Below are 17,335 nucleotides of genomic sequence, written 5' to 3' on the forward strand. Positions count from 1 at the left end.
CGCACTGGCGGGGGCTTTTTTTATCGATCATTAGGCGTTGGCAAGGCCCTGTCTTCTGGTTCACTTATTTTTTCTTGTGATCCCAGATGATCTTGAGCTTTTTCTTGCCCCACTTACGCGCTTTCTTGATGTCCTCTTCCATCCACACATCAATACGGTTGGTGTAGCGCTTGTTCATGCGGTCGCGCACGGTATAGGTACCGGGCAGGCCTTCAATTTTCACCTTGGCGCCATTGGTCAGTCCGTGCTTTTCCAGGTCACGGGACACCGCAATAATCTTGTCACCCGGGCGCAGGCGGTTGTTCCAGGCCGCTGTCCAGGGGTCGTCATCGGTCTGGCCCTCAACAGAGTTGTAGGCGGTCGCGGTGACGGTCATGGACTTCTTTTTCTTCTCGGGGGATTCCTTAATGGCGGCAAAGGCCTCTCCACCGCCCAGAGCTGCAAAGGAAGCGGCAAGCACGATGGCAAATTGTTTAAGACTCTGTCGCATATGTATCTACCTCCGGAAGCTCGGTAATCACAAACAAAAGATGTTTGTGCGGCTCCAAGTTGATTTCGTCATAACTGATCAAGTTTTGATCAGGTTGGGCAATATTAGAGGCTTCCAGATTTTGCGCAAGCGGCGCTAACGAACTTTTTGGTCGATGGGAAGACGCATATTTCCGGCAGAAAACTGGAATTTTGTTGCGCAGAACTGCGATTTTTTGTGCCGATTAAGACTTCTCGAGAGGGTTTTTGGGGCCAGAGTGGGACGGGTTTTCACATTTGAGTCGTATGCGGGCCTCCATCCTCAAGTATCGTGTGACAGCGATGTCTTCTGCATTTGGTGGAAAAATGTACGATTTGGGCGTGTGGACTTGGTGTCCGCTGGAATAAGATTTTTATTTAATTTATCTGTGACTGATTGTCCATTAGGCCCAATTAGCGTTCCCGGGCGGGTTTTTGCCGTCGCAAGCGGGCTGTGGTGCACGCGTTATCGGGGTTTTTGCCGGTCGACATGATGTAAATCAGTTGCCCCGGCGTTGCTTGCCGTCACTTTGGCGTGTGCTGCCAGGGGGAATTTGTCCCGGAATCGGGCGGTGTGACCGGTCACAGGCACGCGATTGTTGGCTTAGATGGCGGTGTTACCCACCGGCTGCTGAGGGTTGACCAGCTCACGCAGTGCAGTCAGGTAAGCCTGATCCTCTTCGAGGTCGGCTAAACCGTACTGACGGTCCAGTGCTACCGCCTGCTCCAGCCATTCAATGGCCTCTTCCAGATTACCCTGCCACTCGCACACCTGGCCGATATTGAAGGCGGTGATGGCCAGATTCTGCCAGTCGCCCTCGGCGCGGAGGTCTGTGATGGCGCTGGCATACAGTTGATAGGCGTTGCGCAGCATGACCGCACGACGGTTCGGGTTCTCCTGCACCGCGGAGTGCTGGTGGTAGGTGTGGGCGATGGCTGAGCGCACCCGCGCAGCAGAGTGCTCGAAGGGGATGCCCGGGGAGGACTCGATATAGCGCAGTACCACGTCGAATTGGCTGCGGGCCAGCGGGTAGAGATCCGGTCGCTGGCCGCCGAGTGCATTCAGGATGATGCCGTAGCGGTAGCGCAGCTGGTTCTGACGATGGGGTTCCTCGCTCAAGTTGGCAATAGCCATTTCATACAGCGGCAGTGCCTCATCGTAGTTGCCGGAGAGCGCGTACTCCTCGGCCGCGGTGATCAGCTGCGACACCTTGGGCTGGTTGGTGCTGTCCGCCTGCGCAGCGGCAGCTACCAGCGGCAGGCCGAGCAGCGTTGTGCTGAAAAGTACTGAGCTGAAAATGACTGAGCTGAAAAGCGCTGAGCGGAAAAGCGTGCGCAGCGCCCGGCTGGGCCGTGTTGTTAGATTCGCCATTGCCATTCATCTCCACCGCTGCATCGCGCCCGGGCACCGCTGCCCGGTATCAAGGGGCAACGCTGTCCAGTATCAAAGTGCGCCAGCGGCGCCGGCCACTGGATTAGTTAGTGATTACTGACAGTAAACCCTGAATCTTCGATTTGTGCCAGTAAAGCTTGCAACGGGTGGCGCAATTCGGTGTCAGCGAAACGCTTGCTCTGGCAGCGGCAGGAGTAACCGGTGGCGAGGATCGCACTGGTATCGCCGCTCAGCTTGGGCGCCCAGGACTGCTGGAAAATCGTGCGCGAGGTCTCGCGATTCGCCATCTCGTGCCCATAGGTACCGGCCATGCCGCAGCAGCCCGCAGCCTGGGTGTTGAGCTGCATACCCAGCGCACTGAAGACCTGCTGCCACTGACGGGTGGAGCCGGCGGCGTTGGATTGCTCGGTGCAGTGTGGCAGCAGGGTAAAGCTGCCGGATTGCAGGCGGTTCCTGTTGGTGGCCAGGTGCTCGGTGTGCTCAGACAACCACTCCTGCAGCAGCTGTACCTTGGGCGCTTTGTCGCCCAGCAGTTTCTGGTATTCCGCGCGGTAGGTCATGGTCATGGATGGGTCTATGCCCACCAGTGGCACGCCGCTTGCCGCCAGGCTGTTGAGCATGGCGCTGTTGCTGGCTGCGGTATTGGCGAACTGGCGCAGGAAACCGTGCACATGCAGTGGCTTACCGTTGGCGCGAAACGGCGCCACCAGTGGGTTGAAGTCCAGCAGCTTGAGCAGGCGCAGGGTGTCGGCAACCACATCCGCGTCAAAATAGCTGGTGAAGGCATCCTGGACGATCACCACGGCCTTGGCGCGCTGGGCAGGGCCCATGGCGCTCAGGCTAGCGCGGCTGGCGTAGGGCACTCCCAGCTCGCGCATCGCCTTGTCCAGGCGGGTGGCGGAGATGGATGGGGAGTCCGCCAGGCCCAGTCCCCGTTCCATGACCCAGCGGATGGGCTTGAGTTTCAGTGGCCAGTTGTACAGCTGCGGCACGCGCGCCAGGTGCGGCATCATAAATTCGAGGCCGCCGACGAAGTAATCTTTCACCGGGCGCAGGTAGCGGCCGTAATACAGCTCGAGGAACTTGGCACGGAAGGTGGGTACGTCCACCTTGATCGGGCACTGGCCGGCACAGGACTTACACGCCAGGCACGCCTGCATGGATTCGTTCACCTCGTGGCTGAAGTCGTATTCTCCACGGGCCTTGGCCAGGCTGTTCTTGAAGCGCCCAGGCAGGCCCAGCAGGAAAGACTTCTCGCGGCTTTTGCGCGCTTCGGTTTCCGGGTCAATCGATTGCGCGGACAGCAGGCGCAGCCATTCGCGGATCAGTGACGAGCGGCCTTTGGGGGAATGGATGCGGTTGCGAGTGCCCTTGTAGGAGGGGCACATGGCATCGTCCGGGTTCCAGTTAAAGCAGGCGCCGTTACCGTTGCAATAAACGCCTTCGGAATACCCTTCCCAAACCTGTACCGGAATCTGCCGGTCATTCTCACCGCGAGTGGGGACTTCATCGATTTTGAGCAGGCCGGAGGCGGCATTGGGGGTGGCGATTTTCCCGGGGTTCAGCTGATTGCGCGGGTCGAATGCCGCTTTCACCTTTTGCAGTTCCGGATACAGTTCACCGAAGAACTCCGGGGCAAACTCCGAGCGCACGCCCTTGCCGTGTTCGCCCCACAGCAGGCCGTTGTATTTCTTGGCCAGGTCCACCACTTTTTCCGTGATGATGCGTACCTGTTTGGCCTGTTCCGGATCCTTCATATCGATCGCCGGGCGCACATGCAGAACGCCGGCATCCACGTGCCCGAACATGCCGTAGGCAAAACCGGCATCGTCCAGCGCCGCGCGGAATTCGGCAATAAAGTCCGCGAGATTCTCCGGTGGCACCGCGCAGTCTTCCACGAACGCAATCGGGCGCTGTTCACCCTTGGCATTACCCAGCAGGCCCACCGCGCGTTTGCGCATGCCCCAGATCTTGTTCACCTGAGCGTGGCCGCGGGCAATGGTGTAGCCGAAACTCTTGCCCGGCTGGCCGATGACGCTGTCCACATGGGCGGTGAATCTGGCCAGTGCCGCATCCAGTTCTGCTTCAGAATCGGTGGTGTACTCCACCAGATTGACGCCTTTTACCGGCCGTTCATCCTGGGGGAAAAATTCGCTCACGCTCTCCCACACGATGTCGTCCATCGCCAGTTGCAGCACCTTGCTGTCCACAGTCTCAATGGAGGTGGGGCCGGCCTTCATCAGGTCGGTGGCGTCTTTGAGTGCGTCCTGGAAGTGATCGTAATTGACGTTCACCAGTGCGGCGCACTTGGGGATCTTGAGCAGGTTCAGCTTGGCCTCGGCGATAAAGCCGAGGGTGCCTTCGGAGCCGCACAGGATATTGTTCAGGTTGAAGCGGCCATCTTTCTCCCGGTCGCGGATATGCGCCAGGTCATAGCCGGTGAGGCAGCGGTTGAGCTTGGGGAACTTGGCCGCGATCAGGTCGCGCTTGTCGCGCTCGATGCCGTCCACCAGTGCGTGGACACTGGCGGCGCGACCGTCCTGGCCGGTAATGTCATCGAGGGCGTCATCGTCGATGGCGTGGGAGTGCCACAGCTCGCCGCCCATCAGTACGGTCTTCAGTTCCAGCACGTGATCGCGGGTCTTGCCATACAGGCACGAGCCCTGACCGGAGGCATCGGTATTGATCATGCCGCCGATGGTGGCGCGGTTACTGGTAGACAGCTCCGGGGCGAAGAACAGCCCGTGGGGTTTGAGTGCGGCATTGAGCTGGTCTTTGACCACACCGGTCTGCACCCGTACCCAGGCTTCCTCGACGTTGATCTCGAGGATCCGGTTCATATGCCGGGAGATATCCACCACGATGCCGTCGGTCAGCGACTGGCCATTGGTGCCGGTACCGCCACCGCGCGGGGACAGCACCACCTTATGGAATTCCTCGCGCTCGGCCAGTTCCATCAGCAGCTGCAGGTCGTGAGTGTCCCGCGGGTACACCACCGCCTGCGGCAGAACCTGGTAAATGGAGTTGTCGGTGGCGAGCACCGTGCGGCTGGCATAGCTGGGGCTGGCATCGCCATGGAAGCCGCGGCGCTTGAGCACCTCGAGAAATTGCAGGTAGAGCGCCTGTACTTCGTTAATTTCGCGCAGTGCTGGAATCATTCCGGGCCCCGGGGTCTGGTAAGACAGATTGTCTGTACACACGGTACAACTAATGAAGGACTGGCATTTTAGCGGCGGTGGCGGCCTGCGCAACAATTACCGGCTGTTTGCCGGGGTAGCCCGGATCGTTTTGCGCAAAATCGCCCGAAATACAGCAAATCGATGAAGAAATTGCGCGACGGAACCGACGACTGATGAATTGCCGGTCAGTAGGGCCTGAATCCTTTGCGGCCGTGCCCACCGGTGTGTACCTTAATCTGAACAGAGTAGCTGGTCGTATACTGCTATATGGCTCGGGGGGCGAATGCGCCCGCAGTTTGGGAGGCACAGCCAAGCATGAATTTCTCGCGAAAAATTCCGGTGGGCATCAGCCAGTGCGCGATGGGCGATGCCGTGCGCTTCAACGGTGGTCACAAGCACAGCAAGGTCTGTACCCAGTTACTCGGGCAGTGCTTTGACTATGTGCCTTTGTGCCCGGAGGTGGCCATTGGCATGGGGGTGCCGCGCAAGCCCATTCACCTGCTGGTAGAAAAAGACGGAGCCCCGGTAGACGCAGTGCGCGTGATCGGTGTGGATGATGCCAGCGTGGATGTCACGGCCCCCCTGCGCGACTACGCCGATTCGGTAGTCCCGGAGCTGCAGAAGGTGCGCGGCTATATCTTTATGCAGAACTCGCCCAGCTGTGGCCTGCGCGGCGTGCGCCGGTATCTGGCCAATGGGCACGGGATCGATAGTGAGGGCGTCGGTGTCTTTGCCCGTCGCCTGCAGCAGCAGTTTCCGCATTTGCCCATGGAGGAAGTGGGCCGCCTGAACAACAACGAGCTGCGCGAGAACTTTCTCACCCGGGTATTTGCTTATGACGCCTGGTTCCGTTACGTGGAAAGTGATGGGGCGGAAGAGGATACGGCCCCGGCCGGAGAGGAGCACCCTGCTGACAAGATTCCCGCTGACAAGCGCCCCGGTATCTCCGGCAGGCCGCTGTCCTTCCTCGCACGCGTGATCGAGTTTTACACCGCCTACAAATACCTGTTGATGGCGCATCACCAGGATAAGACCCGCGCGCTGGGTAAGGTGCTTGCTGACGCCAAGTCCATGAGCGAAGCGGAGCTCGCATTTGAGGTGCGCGGGCGGATTATGGATATCCTCTCCCGCCCGGCCTCGCGCAAAGACAAGACCAATGCGTTGATGCATAGCGCCGGCCACTTAAGCGAGTTCCTCGATAAGCGCGAGAAAGCCGAGCTGAAAGATCTGATCGAAGACTACCGGGTGGGGCACAAACCGCTGTCCGCGGTACTGACCCTGCTCCGCCATTACCTACCGCGCAGCCCCCACAGTTTTATTCATAGCCAGGTGCTCTTGGCGGCGGAACCCGCAGAGCTTGGTCTATGTGATTTCAACTAAACAAAGCATGCCCGTGAAGAACTTCCAAAGAGGCTTGATGTGGTTGCGCAACGATCTGCGCGCATCCGACAACACCGCGCTGTACCGTGCCACAAAAAGCTGTGATGCGCTCGCCGTACTCTATATTGCCTGCCCGAGCACCTGGGCCAGCCATGGGGACGGTGACAACGTGGTCGCCATGCGGCTGCGCTCTTTACGCAAGCTACAGGCGACGTTGCACAAGAAGAACATCCCACTGTATTTTCTTGAGGTACCGGCGTTTGGTGACGTCGATAGCGCACTCGCGCAAATTGCGCAAAAGCTACAGCTAGACGCACTGTTTGCCAATGCTGAATATCCCGTAAATGAGCTGGCGCGCGATCAAACGGTGAAAGATACATTGGGCAAGCTCGATGTCGCCGTCGAGTACTTCACCGACCGCACCTTGATCCCCCCGGGTAGCCTCACCACCGGTAGTGGGGACGGCTTCAAGGTCTTCACCCCCTTCAAGCGTGCCTTTATTTCTACCCACAGTAACAGCGCTGAGGCTTTCGGCTGTTTGCCGACACCGCGCGCATTGCCCGCGGACCACCTGGAGCAGTGGCCGGAGTGGATCGCACTGGATGGCGAACACAATCTGGTACGCAGTATTCCAGATACCGTGGGCGGTTATGGAGTGGCTGACGGCGGTGAAGAGCGCGTGCTGAAGTGGCCGGTGGGGGAGGCGGCGGGAGCGCGCACCCTGAAAAAATTTGCCGAGGTAATCGATGAGTACGACGAATGGCGGGATTTTCCCGCGCGAGAAAATACATCGCGCCTGTCGCCCTATTTAAACTGTGGCACGGTTTCGATCCGACAGTGTGTACAGCTTGCGGCGGAACACAACGATGGCCGCTTGGATGGGCCGAGTAAGGGGGCAACCACCTGGATCAGCGAGTTGCTCTGGCGTGAGTTCTATCAGCACCTGGTGGTGAACTTCCCCCGCGTGTGTCGCAACAAGCCGTTCAAGCCCGAGACAGAAGCCGTACCCTGGTCCGACCGTGAGGAGGATTTTGCACGGTGGTGTGAAGGGCAAACTGGCGTACCGATTGTCGACGCAGCGATGCGGCAATTGAACCAGACTGGCTGGATGCACAATCGGCTACGCATGGTGGTCGCGTCGTTCCTGACCAAAAACCTGCTGACAGACTGGCGCAAGGGTGAGCAGTACTTTATGCGTCAATTAGTCGATGCGGATTTTGCGGCCAATAATGGCGGCTGGCAGTGGGCCGCGTCTACCGGTACCGATGCAGCACCTTATTTTCGCGTATTCAATCCCTATAGCCAGTCGAAACGCTTTGACCCTGATGGAGAATTTATCCGCAGCTATATTCCCGAATTAGCCGAGGTGGCAGAGCGGGATATACATTGCCCGCCGCAGGATTTGTTCTCCGAGCACAGTTATCCACCACCAATGTGCGATGTGACTGAATCGCGAAAAATTGCAATTGAAGCGTTTGCCAACTTGAAGAAATAGGAATCCTCTGTTTTATTCCTTATATCTCTGCGCGATTGTCGCCAGATAGTTTGCGCCCGCGATACAGATTCTTCTGATGGATGCGTTGCCAAATGCACGTTAAAAAAATGGCCAATTTTGTGCTGTTTGTTGCCGGGTGGTGGCTGGCCTTGCTCGGCGGCAATGCCATGGCACTCATCGCACTGTTTGTGGTGCTGATGCTGCACTTTTTTATGTGGCGTGATATTCGGGATATTTTTCTGGTCCTGGGATTTATTTTTTGTGGCTTTGCTGTCGAGTGGGCGTTTATGCTGGTTGGCATCCACGAATATCAATCCTCCCTGCCACCGGCCTGGGCTATCTGTATCTGGGCCATGCTGGCGACTACCGTGCGCTATTCCCTTGCCTGGCTTATCCACAAGCCTTTGTATGCGGCGCTAGCGGGCCTGTTCATCGCACCGGTGTTTTACCTGAATAGTGTCTACTTTGGTTCGGCGAGCTGGGGGCGGCCGTTGTGGCAGTGCCTGATCGGTATTGCCCTGGTGTGGAGCCTGCTGGCCGCACTGATCAGTGGGGTGCTGGCACCTCGGGTCAACCAGATCGATGCTGTAGAAAACCGTGTCGGCTGATCATCTCAACAAGAAATTCCTTTCTCGCGATTAACCTATACTTGCCACGAAATTTCGCAGAGGTAAGGAGAACCCAGTGCGGCGAGATACACGGGAATTGGCTGCAGGCAGAGTTGGCAGGGCGAGCATGGCAGCCTCGCTTGCCGTGGTACTGGTGCTGGGTATGGGCGGGCATACGGCAGACGCTCAGGCGGAAGAGGCGATATATGGCTCTCTGATCGTATTTGGCGATAGCCTGTCGGACAACGGCAATGCCGGTGTATTTACCTCCGCAGACCCTCAGGGAATCTATCCCCGCCAGCCTGCGGTATCCTTCCTTGCCGATATGCTCGGTGTGCCCAAGGAAAATTCCTGCTTCGGCCTGGGTCCCGCATTTGGTGGCTTTATTCCCTGTGCGCCGGCTCCCGGCACCATCGATCAGCAGCTGCAGCAAATTGTGGATTCGGTGTTGGCCAATGGCCCCAACTGGGCTGTGGGTGGCAACCGCACCGCGGATGTATTGTTGGATCTTGTTGGGCCGCAGCAATTCCGCGTGCTGTTTCCCGACACCACGGTCGCCGATCACAATACGCTGACCACAATCTTGCCGGACTCGAGCCGTTGCGGGGCCGATGGTATCTGCAACCCGGCACAGGGGGAGAGCCCCTACCTGAGCCCTGCGGAAGTTGCGGCGGCCGTCGCCGCATTTAATGACCCGGCTGCCCTGCAGGCGCTGGTGGATGATCCCAACAACAATATCACCCTGACCGGCGTGCCCTTCGCCACCGGCCAGGGTTATCTGCCGCAAAATACGGTCTCCCCCAATGATCTGTATTTCCTGAATGGCGGTGGCAATAATATTTTGAGCGGTGTGAGCACCGGCACCATTAATTTCGACTCCATGACGCGCGCGGCGACGTTCCTCTCGACCGCTGGCGGTGTGCTCAAGGCGTACGGTGCCAAGTACATCGTTATGACCAATACCCCGCGTATCGGGAATACCCCGGCGATCAATGTGCAGGGGCAGGCGGCGATCGACTATGCCAATCTCGGCACTGAAATATTCAACGACCGCCTGCGGCGCCAAGTAAACGAGATCGGCAATATCTTGTTGCTGGATATGGAAGGGTTGCTCGAACTTGCCATCGCAGACCCGACGGCGTTTGGCTTCGCCAACATTAATCAGAGCGCATTCTGCTTCGAAAACTGTGCAACTCCGAGCCCCATTTATGGTGCGAACGGCACCAATCCCAATGCGGACTTGCTGATTTTCAATGACGGCATTCATCCCACCCTGGCGGCACAGAGATTACTCGCGGACTACTACTATCAAACGCTAACCGCGGCGATCCACTTCGGTGTGCTGCCGGATCTTGGCTATGAAAACATGCGCCAGCACCGCATTAATATCGATCATCACCTGATATCCCAGCGCTATCGCGATCCAACCACCACGGTATTTTTTGGTGCCAGTGTCGGCCACTCAGAGCTTGGGGTAGCGCCTGCGGTGAACGACGAGTACCCGGCCTGGGATGGCTTTCTGGGGATGAGCTTTGCCGGCTTCGATCACCTGGAGTGGGGGCTTAGCATGTCCTATGGGGGCAGCGAATACGAGCCGAGCGATCTGTTTTTCAAGGCGCGCAGCTTTAACCTGAGTGCCTTTGCACGCTGGGATAACGAACTGTTTTTCCTGGATGGCGGTGTGACCTTCTCGGACATCGACTATGACGATGTGCAGCGCACCGTTCGGCTCGGCAATAGATTCCGTCATCGCCTCGATGGTGATACCGATGGCGAGGGCTATAGTGTGTTCCTGCGCGCCGGTTATGACACTGCGCTGCAGGCCTGTGGCCATTTGGGTCCGTTTGTGTCTTTTGAATGGACCGAGGTGGACGTCAATGGCTTTCGCGAGCGCACTACCGACCGGCTGACCTATGCCGGTGCCTGGGGGCAACCCCTCGATCCCCTTGGGCTGTGGGTACACGGGCAGGATCGGGAATACCTGCGCTCGAAGCTGGGCTTTTTCTATAACGGTGATGATGTCGGGGAGCACCAGTGGTTTGGTGAGTTCTGGCTCGAACACACCACGGGTGATGACTACGCGGACCTGGGTATCGGCGTCAATTCGATCTTCAACAACTGGGCACGGCTGCCGTCGTATCGCAGCGAGAATACCGGTATTTTCCAGAGCGGGGTGGGCGCCATGGTGGGCGTCAGCATTAACCAAAAGTTGCGTGTCGCGGCGGATGTGCTCGTACGTCCGGATGATGCGGTGGGCGGCTTGAGCCTGAACTATCGCTTCTGACCGGCTTCGGGGTAACAGCCCGGGAGTGTGAGGGGCATTTGTGACCCTTTGGGGTCGGACGGGGAGTCATTTTTACGCTGCCGCATAATCTGCGGCGGCGGCGGTGAAATAATCGGGTTGCTGCGAAATCACCTAGGTGGAAGCGGCATGGATTACCCCATCGGTTGTTAAGTTAGCAGTATCGATAACAACCGAAATCATGGACCCGAAGATGTACGCTCCGCGCTTTAGTAAAATGAGCCAGGCCCTCCACTCCGCCGATGCCGACGTCTGGGAGGTGAGCGACCGCGCCCACGAGCTGGCAGACAAAGGTGAAGATGTAATTTTCCTGTGTGTCGGGGACCCAAACTTTGACACCCCGGAACCCATCCTGGATTTCGCCCGCGCCCGCCTCGGTGTAGGCCGCACCCACTATTCCCCCGCTGCCGGTGAGCTTGTGCTGCGTCGCGCGATTGCTGATATTGAAAGCAAGGTCAGTGATCACCCGTGCAGCCCGGACGATGTGGTGGTGTTCCCCGGCGGCACCAATGCCATTTTCGGAGTCTTGTCGTGCCTGCTGAATCCCGGCGAGCAGATTGTGATTCCCGAGCCTATGTACATCGGCTATGTCCCCATTACCGACGCGTTACAGCTGGACGTGAAGAAAGTGTCCTGCCCCGCAGACAAGGGTTTCGCGTTTGAGATCGAGTCCATCAAGCAGGCTATTGGTGAGAACACCCGTGCGGTGATGATCAATACCCCGGTCAACCCCACCGGCGCCATGGCGACGCCGGAACAGTTGCGCGAACTGGCCGCCTACTGCCGCGAGCGCAATGTGTGGCTGATCTCCGATGAAATGTACTCGATGATCACCTTTGCTCGCCGCCATACTTCACTGCGCACGGCGGCAGAGAAGCTCGACAACGTGGTTGTGATTGACGGTTTATCCAAGTCTCATGCCATGAGTGGCTGGCGTCTGGGCTGGGCAGTGGCACAGGGTGAACTGGTCGAACGTCTTATCGAATATGCCGGAGCAACGATCTTCGGCTGCCCCCAGTTCATCCAGGAAGCCGCCGCGTTTGCCCTGGAATTTGATACCTACTTCGTGAAGCAAATGCGCGATGCCTACGAGCGCCGCCGCGACCTGATCGTGGAGCGTATTGGCAAGATTCCAGGCCTGCGCTGTTATTCCCCGGAAGCGGGGATGTTTGTGATGGTGGATGTTTCCGCAGTCGCCCAGGATGCGGAGGCATTTGCCAGCGCATTGCTGGATGCTGAGCGCGTATCGGTGTTGCCAGGTAAGCCGTTTGGCCCGAGCGCCGTGAACCATGTGCGCCTGACGCTGGCGGCAGATGAGGCCGACCTGTCGCGGGCACTGGATCGTATCGAGCGCTTTGTGGTCGGGGGCTGTCTGAAAGCGGGATAGTCGCGGGCGGGTGCATGCCGAGTTGCCGATCTTGTGTTTCGGTGTCGCGTGTTTCCCGCTATGCTGTTTCGAACTTGACCCTGTTATAAAAACCTGTCGATAGCAATTGCCGTGAAAATTGATCGCCACAACCTGAAAATTCTCGAAGTCCTGCAAACCAATGCGCGGATCAGTAATCTGAACCTGGCGGATCAGATTGGTTTGTCAGAAAGCGCCTGCCTCGCGCGGGTAAAGAAACTTACCAGTGAAAAATTTATTCGCGAATACCAGGCCGAGGTGAATCTCGACAAGGTCCGTCACGCGGAGTTCTATGTCAATGTCGCGCTCAAGCGCCAGGATGCACGCACCAGCGAAAGCTTTCGGCGTGCTATCAACAAAATTGAACAGATTGTTTCCTGTGTGAAGATGTCGGGCGAGTTCGACTATATGCTGCGCTTTGTGTGCCCGGACGCAGGTGACTTCAACCGCGTTTCCGAGCAATTGCTGGCAGACGAGGATGCCGCCATTACCCGCATGACGTCGCATCTGGTGATTGAGAAAACCAAGCCGTTTGGTGGTTACCCACTCGACTTGCTATTCCAGGACTAGCAACTGACCGTCACACTGATGCCGTCCCGCTAATACTGTCCCGTTGATACCGCGCGCGGCGAAAGAAACGGCAGGCTAGACCACCAGGGCAAGGGTCCTGTCCACCAGCCAAAGCGCGGCAATCCCCCCCACCAGATAAGCCACCGGCAGCGCACTGGCGATACTCGCCGAGTGGCCTGTGCGCAGTTCCCACTGGTGCACTTGCGGCAGCTTCCTCAGCGCCTGCATCAACAGGCTGACGGTGACGATAAAGGCCAGTTGGCCCGCCTCCACGCCCAGGTTGAATACCGCCAGGGACAGCGGAATCTCGTGTGCGGGGACCCCGATTTCGGAGAGTGCCCCGGCAAACCCAAAGCCGTGCAGCAGGCCAAAGGCGAATGCCACCAGCCAGGGCTTGCGAATGGCGAGGGTGCTGCGCCCCTCGAGCTTGTGCAGTATTTCCACCGCGATAAACACAATACTCAGCGCGATCACGGCTTCCACTGGCCCCTGAGAAACCGATACCAGGCCGAGTACCGATGCCGCCAGGGTAATGCTGTGGGCAAGGGTAAAGGCCGTGATGGTGGTAACCAGCTGCTTGGTGCCTGTGACCAGTACCATTAAGGCCAACACAAACAGCAGGTGATCGATTCCCAGCAAAATATGTTCGACGCCTAAAACAAAGTACATGTTGGCAATCTCCTTTTTGCCCGCTTTGTTTTCTACCCTCATCTGTGGGGTATCTGGCAGGAGGCGCGCTACCTGCTCACGCCCATCCAGCCATTGGATGCGTACCAGTGTATCCGTAAGGGTGTTCTCGAGTCCATCAATTGTAAGACTGGTGTCCAAGAACCTGTTTTCATGGCGCACGCGCCAGAGCTCGACGTAATAACCGCCAGCGAACAGCGCGGTGGGGAGAGTGATGGCCTGGCTCTGTCGATCAAGAGTCACATCCAGTGACAGTCTCAGGTCACCCCGCGCCGGCACACGCCAGGTCACGTCAAATTCTCTTGGAACGACTTCCTGCAGGGTCAACGCCGCTGGGCGCAATTCGTGTGCCTGCAGCGAGAGTGACATTAGCAGGATGAACAGGGCAAACAGGCTTTTCACTGGCGGGCGACCTCCTCGGCGGCAGGCACATCCGTAGCGGTCGGTAGGGGCTGTGTTGTCGCTGACGCTTTCGCAGATGGCAGCGGGGCGATGGAAATGGTGTATTTGTCCCGCAGGGTCTGGTACTGGATGCGCAGTACGTCTTTACGCTCTTGATCTTGCCAGTCACGTAAAACCTGGTCGCGAACCTCGGCAAATGCCGGTTGCTCCGCGGGCACCATTTCCGTAATGCGCACCAGGTGCTCGCCATATGCGGAAGTCAGTGGCCCGATCCACTCATTGGTAGGCAGGTCGATAAGTTGCAGTGAAAAGTCGCTGCCGAAAGTCCGGTCAATACGATCGGGTGTCACGGACTTGAATTGAAAATCCAGAAGCGTGCGATCCCCGAGTGCGCGCGGATCGCGGCCGGCGGTCAGACGGGTAAGTACCATGCGCGCGTCTTCCGCCACTTCGGCGCGTTTATCACTATCGAGGAAAATCTGCTCAAACGTGTATTGGGCTGGGTTGGTGTAGTCCTGCACGTTTGCCTGGTGGAATTGCTGGAGTATCTGCTCGGACGGTTCGATGGCATCCACGAGATCTTTCGCCAGAAACTCCATCTTGGTGCGCAGGCGCCGACGGATAACCGCATCATTCTGGTCCAGCCCCATATTCAGCGCTTCACGATAAAGCACCTCTTCGCGCACATACTCTTCGATCAGTCGTTGTAGTTCTCGGTCGCTGGGCGGGCGCTGCCAGCCCCGTTCGAAAATCGAGGAAATATTGCGAATGCGCGCCTCACTGATGACGATTTCCTCGTCGGCAGAGAAACTCCCGCCCTGAAAAATACTGCTGACGCCAAACAGGAGTGCCCCGATCAGGGCAAACTGGACACTGGGATCCTTGATCCAATGTAGCTTCATCTATGAGCTCCAACTTATTGATGTTTTGGCATGGCAACAGATAAAACTGACTGAGATAAAATTCTCACTCCGGAGAGGATAGTGCACGTTTGCGCATTCGGCTGGGAAATTCGCGGTTGGGAAACTTACGGAGAGAAGAGGAGAATAGTCCGCCAGGGAAAAATACCTGACGAGGCCGGAGGAATTCGCCGGCGGGGGATTTTTTAGTGGCGGTGGAATGCACGCGGAAAAGATGTAGTGACACGTTTCCGCGTGCGTAATCAGTGGGGCCTGTTATTGATCGGTGGTCGCGACGGCGGCTTTGTCTGTCTCGTCGGCGTCACTCTTGTACTCGTCAAACCAATACAGAATGGATGCCACCTTTGCGATCAGTTGGCTGGGTCGCGCAGCAATCCCATGAGACGCACCGGGAATGCGCACCATGGCTGTCGGCACCTGGCGCAATTTAAGTGCCTGGTAGAACTGCTCCGTTTCGGATATCGGGGTGCGGTAATCCTGCTCGCCGGTCAACAGCAATGTAGGCGTCTCCACGTTGCCCACATAGGTCAACGGCGAACGGCGCCGATACTCTTCCGGCTTTTCCCAGGGCATACCAGAGAACCAGTACTTGGTGAAAAAGCGTGAGTAGTCGGCGGTTAGCACGAAGCTTTCCCAGTTGATTACTGGCTTCGCCACCACCGCTGCGCGGAAACGGTCGGTCTTGCTAATTATCCATGCGGTCAAAGTGCCGCCGCCGCTACCGCCGGTAACGAACAGTTGGTCCTCATCAATGTATCCCTGGCCCACAAGCGCGTCGACTCCAGAAATCAAATCGTCGTAGTCCTGGCTGGGATAATTGTGATGAATCAAATTGGCGAACTCGTGGCCATAACTGGTGGAGCCGCGCGGGTTGGTATAGAGGGTGACGTAACCGGCCGCGGCAAATAATTGAATTTCTGCGGCAAAGCGGGGCCCATAATTCGCAAAGGGACCACCGTGAATTTCCAGTAGTAGCGGGTATTTTTTCTCTGGATCAAAGTTCGGCGGATAGGCTACCCAGCCCTGAATCTCCCGGCCGTCGTAACTCGACGTATAGGTGATTTCCTCAACCTGCGCCATATTCCGGAACGGCAGCAAGTCACTGTTCAGGCTGGTCAGGGCCTGTGGTTGACGCCCGGACGTAATCGCGAGCTCAGCGGGGTGTATACCATCGGTGCGGGTATAAACCACCTCACCGGCGGCTGAAATATCGAAGTGCGCGCCACCATATGGCCGACCCAGGGACAGCCCGCCAGCATCTCTCGCCACAAGCTTCTCACTACCGTTTAAACGTGTAATCGCAATCTTGGTACTGCCGAAGTCATCGTAGCTGTAGGCAATGCGCTTACTGTCACTGAGCCACTTGAAATGGTTCACGCTGCGGTCAGCGGCGGTTTCGATAACGCGAGTTGTTCCCTGGCTGAGATCGAGCACATTGAGCGCCACATTGTGGTATCCCAAGTGTTGGTCATCATAACCCAGGTAGGCGAGATATTTACCGTCCGGGGAAAGCCGTGGTTCGTAGTCCGGGCCGTAGCGATCCGTCAGGGATTGGATCTCACCTGTGGCGAGATTGGCGGCATAGAGTTCCGAGTTTCCTGGCTCCAGTTCATGGTTGGGATTTCGATTGGCTGAAAAGTAAATTGCGCTACCGTCTTCACTCCAGCTGAGAGTGCCAGAGTGATCAAATTCACCGCTGGTAATCTGGCGCGGAGTGCCGCCCTCGCGCGGCAGTACAAATATCTGGGAGTGTCCTTGTTTCAGGTAGCCCTGGCCATCGGCGCGATAGGTTGCACGGTCGATAAACACGGGCTTGTCAGCCCATTTTGCCCCTTTCGGTGGCGTGGGCAGCTTCACCGGCAGCGGCTTGCTCTCTGGCACAAACATGGAGAACGCCAGCATCGAGCCGTCCGGAGACCAGGTGAGGCCGGCAGGGTAGTGCGGCAGGTGTGAAAGCTGCAGGAAGTGACCATTGTCCAGCCATAACAAGTGGATCTGGGCAGATCCGCTGCGGTCGCTGACGAACGCGAGTACTTTGCCATCCGGAGAGAGCTGGGGCGAACTGTCGCTATATTTTCCTGCGGTCAGAGGGCGGTGGTCGCTGCCGTCCGCGCCAATGCGCTACAGGTTGGAGCGCTTCCTATCCGCAACTTGGTCCATAAAGTTACGCACATAGAAAATGGTATCGCCGTCGTTACTAAATTGTGGCGAGCTGGCATATTCCAGGTTGAAAACGTCCTCGTAGGAGAAATTCGGTGTTTCCTCCGTGGCGAGCGCTGGGGTAGCGAGCAGCGCTGCCGAAATAAACTGTACTAATCGGTTCATGGAGTCTGGCCCAAGTTCTGAAAGCTGAATCGGAAAAGTTACGCGGCGTAGAATACCCCAGGACGGAGAGCCTCACATAGGCAGGCAGTAGGCGGTGCTGGCTACTCGTTCGATTTTGCTGGCTGATCGGTCATACACGGAGGCTTGTGTTGCCGGCGAATG

13 protein-coding genes are annotated in these 17,335 nt (G+C 57.6%); 6 read left to right on the forward strand and 7 right to left on the reverse strand.

The features are described 5' to 3' along the window. Positions 1–64: 64 nt before the first annotated feature. The 3 genes from AS89_RS0103850 to ydiJ form a co-directional block, all read right to left on the reverse strand. Positions 65–490 carry a 3D domain-containing protein gene (locus tag AS89_RS0103850; protein WP_010131032.1) on the reverse strand — a complete coding sequence of 142 codons (426 nt, stop codon included), beginning with the start codon at positions 488–490 and terminating at the stop codon, positions 65–67. Between the two features lie 621 nt (positions 491–1,111). Then, positions 1,112–1,879: a tetratricopeptide repeat protein gene (locus AS89_RS0103855; protein ID WP_138976362.1), complete on the reverse strand. Its 768-nt coding sequence runs from the start codon at positions 1,877–1,879 to the stop codon at positions 1,112–1,114. A 107-nt stretch (positions 1,880–1,986) separates the two neighbouring features. Then, positions 1,987–5,058 carry a D-2-hydroxyglutarate dehydrogenase YdiJ gene (ydiJ, locus tag AS89_RS0103860; RefSeq protein ID WP_010131035.1) on the reverse strand — a complete coding sequence of 1,024 codons (3,072 nt, stop codon included), beginning with the start codon at positions 5,056–5,058 and terminating at the stop codon, positions 1,987–1,989. A 336-nt stretch (positions 5,059–5,394) separates the two neighbouring features. Here ydiJ and AS89_RS0103870 point away from each other — a divergent pair, with 336 nt between their 5' ends. From AS89_RS0103870 to AS89_RS0103895, 6 genes are all read left to right on the forward strand, one after another. Further along, positions 5,395–6,459, forward strand: a complete 1,065-nt coding sequence (locus tag AS89_RS0103870) for a YbgA family protein (protein WP_010131036.1) — start codon at positions 5,395–5,397, stop codon at positions 6,457–6,459. A 37-nt stretch (positions 6,460–6,496) separates the two neighbouring features. After that, positions 6,497–7,954: a cryptochrome/photolyase family protein gene (locus AS89_RS0103875; RefSeq protein WP_010131037.1), complete on the forward strand. Its 1,458-nt coding sequence runs from the start codon at positions 6,497–6,499 to the stop codon at positions 7,952–7,954. 92 nt (positions 7,955–8,046) lie between these two features. After that, complete coding sequence (locus AS89_RS0103880; protein ID WP_010131038.1) at positions 8,047–8,562, forward strand: DUF2878 domain-containing protein; 516 nt, start codon at positions 8,047–8,049, stop codon at positions 8,560–8,562. 127 nt (positions 8,563–8,689) lie between these two features. Further along, a complete protein-coding gene (locus AS89_RS0103885) occupies positions 8,690–10,846 on the forward strand; it encodes an autotransporter outer membrane beta-barrel domain-containing protein (RefSeq protein WP_010131039.1) in 2,157 nt (718 codons plus the stop codon). 235 nt (positions 10,847–11,081) lie between these two features. Continuing rightward, complete coding sequence (locus AS89_RS0103890; protein WP_237709624.1) at positions 11,082–12,251, forward strand: pyridoxal phosphate-dependent aminotransferase; 1,170 nt, start codon at positions 11,082–11,084, stop codon at positions 12,249–12,251. Positions 12,252–12,362: 111 nt separating this feature from the next. Next, complete coding sequence (locus AS89_RS0103895; protein ID WP_010131042.1) at positions 12,363–12,839, forward strand: Lrp/AsnC family transcriptional regulator; 477 nt, start codon at positions 12,363–12,365, stop codon at positions 12,837–12,839. Between the two features lie 75 nt (positions 12,840–12,914). Here AS89_RS0103895 and AS89_RS0103900 read toward each other — a convergent pair whose 3' ends face one another. The 4 genes from AS89_RS0103900 to AS89_RS18915 form a co-directional block, all read right to left on the reverse strand. Beyond that, positions 12,915–13,928 carry a HupE/UreJ family protein gene (locus AS89_RS0103900; RefSeq protein ID WP_010131043.1) on the reverse strand — a complete coding sequence of 338 codons (1,014 nt, stop codon included), beginning with the start codon at positions 13,926–13,928 and terminating at the stop codon, positions 12,915–12,917. Next, the gene (locus AS89_RS0103905; RefSeq protein ID WP_010131044.1) at positions 13,925–14,830 is read right to left on the reverse strand and encodes a peptidyl-prolyl cis-trans isomerase; all 906 of its coding nucleotides are present in this window, start codon (positions 14,828–14,830) and stop codon (positions 13,925–13,927) included. Before AS89_RS0103905 ends, AS89_RS0103900 begins: the two co-directional genes overlap by 4 nt. 273 nt (positions 14,831–15,103) lie before the next feature. After that, a complete protein-coding gene (locus AS89_RS18005) occupies positions 15,104–16,837 on the reverse strand; it encodes a S9 family peptidase (RefSeq protein ID WP_010131045.1) in 1,734 nt (577 codons plus the stop codon). 132 nt (positions 16,838–16,969) lie between these two features. Then, on the reverse strand, positions 16,970–17,173 hold the full coding sequence (locus tag AS89_RS18915; protein ID WP_010131046.1) for a hypothetical protein: 204 nt from the start codon (positions 17,171–17,173) through the stop codon (positions 16,970–16,972). Positions 17,174–17,335: the final 162 nt, after the last annotated feature.

Origin of the sequence: Microbulbifer agarilyticus S89, assembly GCF_000220505.1 — a bacterium.
Taxonomy (GTDB): Bacteria; Pseudomonadota; Gammaproteobacteria; order Pseudomonadales; family Cellvibrionaceae; genus Microbulbifer; species Microbulbifer agarilyticus_B.

Coding starts and splice junctions, on each gene's coding strand:
- AS89_RS0103905 (WP_010131044.1), bottom strand. CDS start 14,830: ATGAAGCTACATTGGATCAAGGATCCCAGTGTCCAGTTTGCCCTGATC.
- AS89_RS18915 (WP_010131046.1), bottom strand. CDS start 17,173: ATGAACCGATTAGTACAGTTTATTTCGGCAGCGCTGCTCGCTACCCCA.
- AS89_RS0103850 (WP_010131032.1), bottom strand. CDS start 490: ATGCGACAGAGTCTTAAACAATTTGCCATCGTGCTTGCCGCTTCCTTT.
- AS89_RS0103870 (WP_010131036.1), top strand. CDS start 5,395: ATGAATTTCTCGCGAAAAATTCCGGTGGGCATCAGCCAGTGCGCGATG.
- AS89_RS0103880 (WP_010131038.1), top strand. CDS start 8,047: ATGCACGTTAAAAAAATGGCCAATTTTGTGCTGTTTGTTGCCGGGTGG.
- AS89_RS0103885 (WP_010131039.1), top strand. CDS start 8,690: ATGGCAGCCTCGCTTGCCGTGGTACTGGTGCTGGGTATGGGCGGGCAT.
- AS89_RS0103855 (WP_138976362.1), bottom strand. CDS start 1,879: ATGGCGAATCTAACAACACGGCCCAGCCGGGCGCTGCGCACGCTTTTC.
- ydiJ (WP_010131035.1), bottom strand. CDS start 5,058: ATGATTCCAGCACTGCGCGAAATTAACGAAGTACAGGCGCTCTACCTG.
- AS89_RS0103875 (WP_010131037.1), top strand. CDS start 6,497: ATGTGGTTGCGCAACGATCTGCGCGCATCCGACAACACCGCGCTGTAC.
- AS89_RS0103890 (WP_237709624.1), top strand. CDS start 11,082: ATGAGCCAGGCCCTCCACTCCGCCGATGCCGACGTCTGGGAGGTGAGC.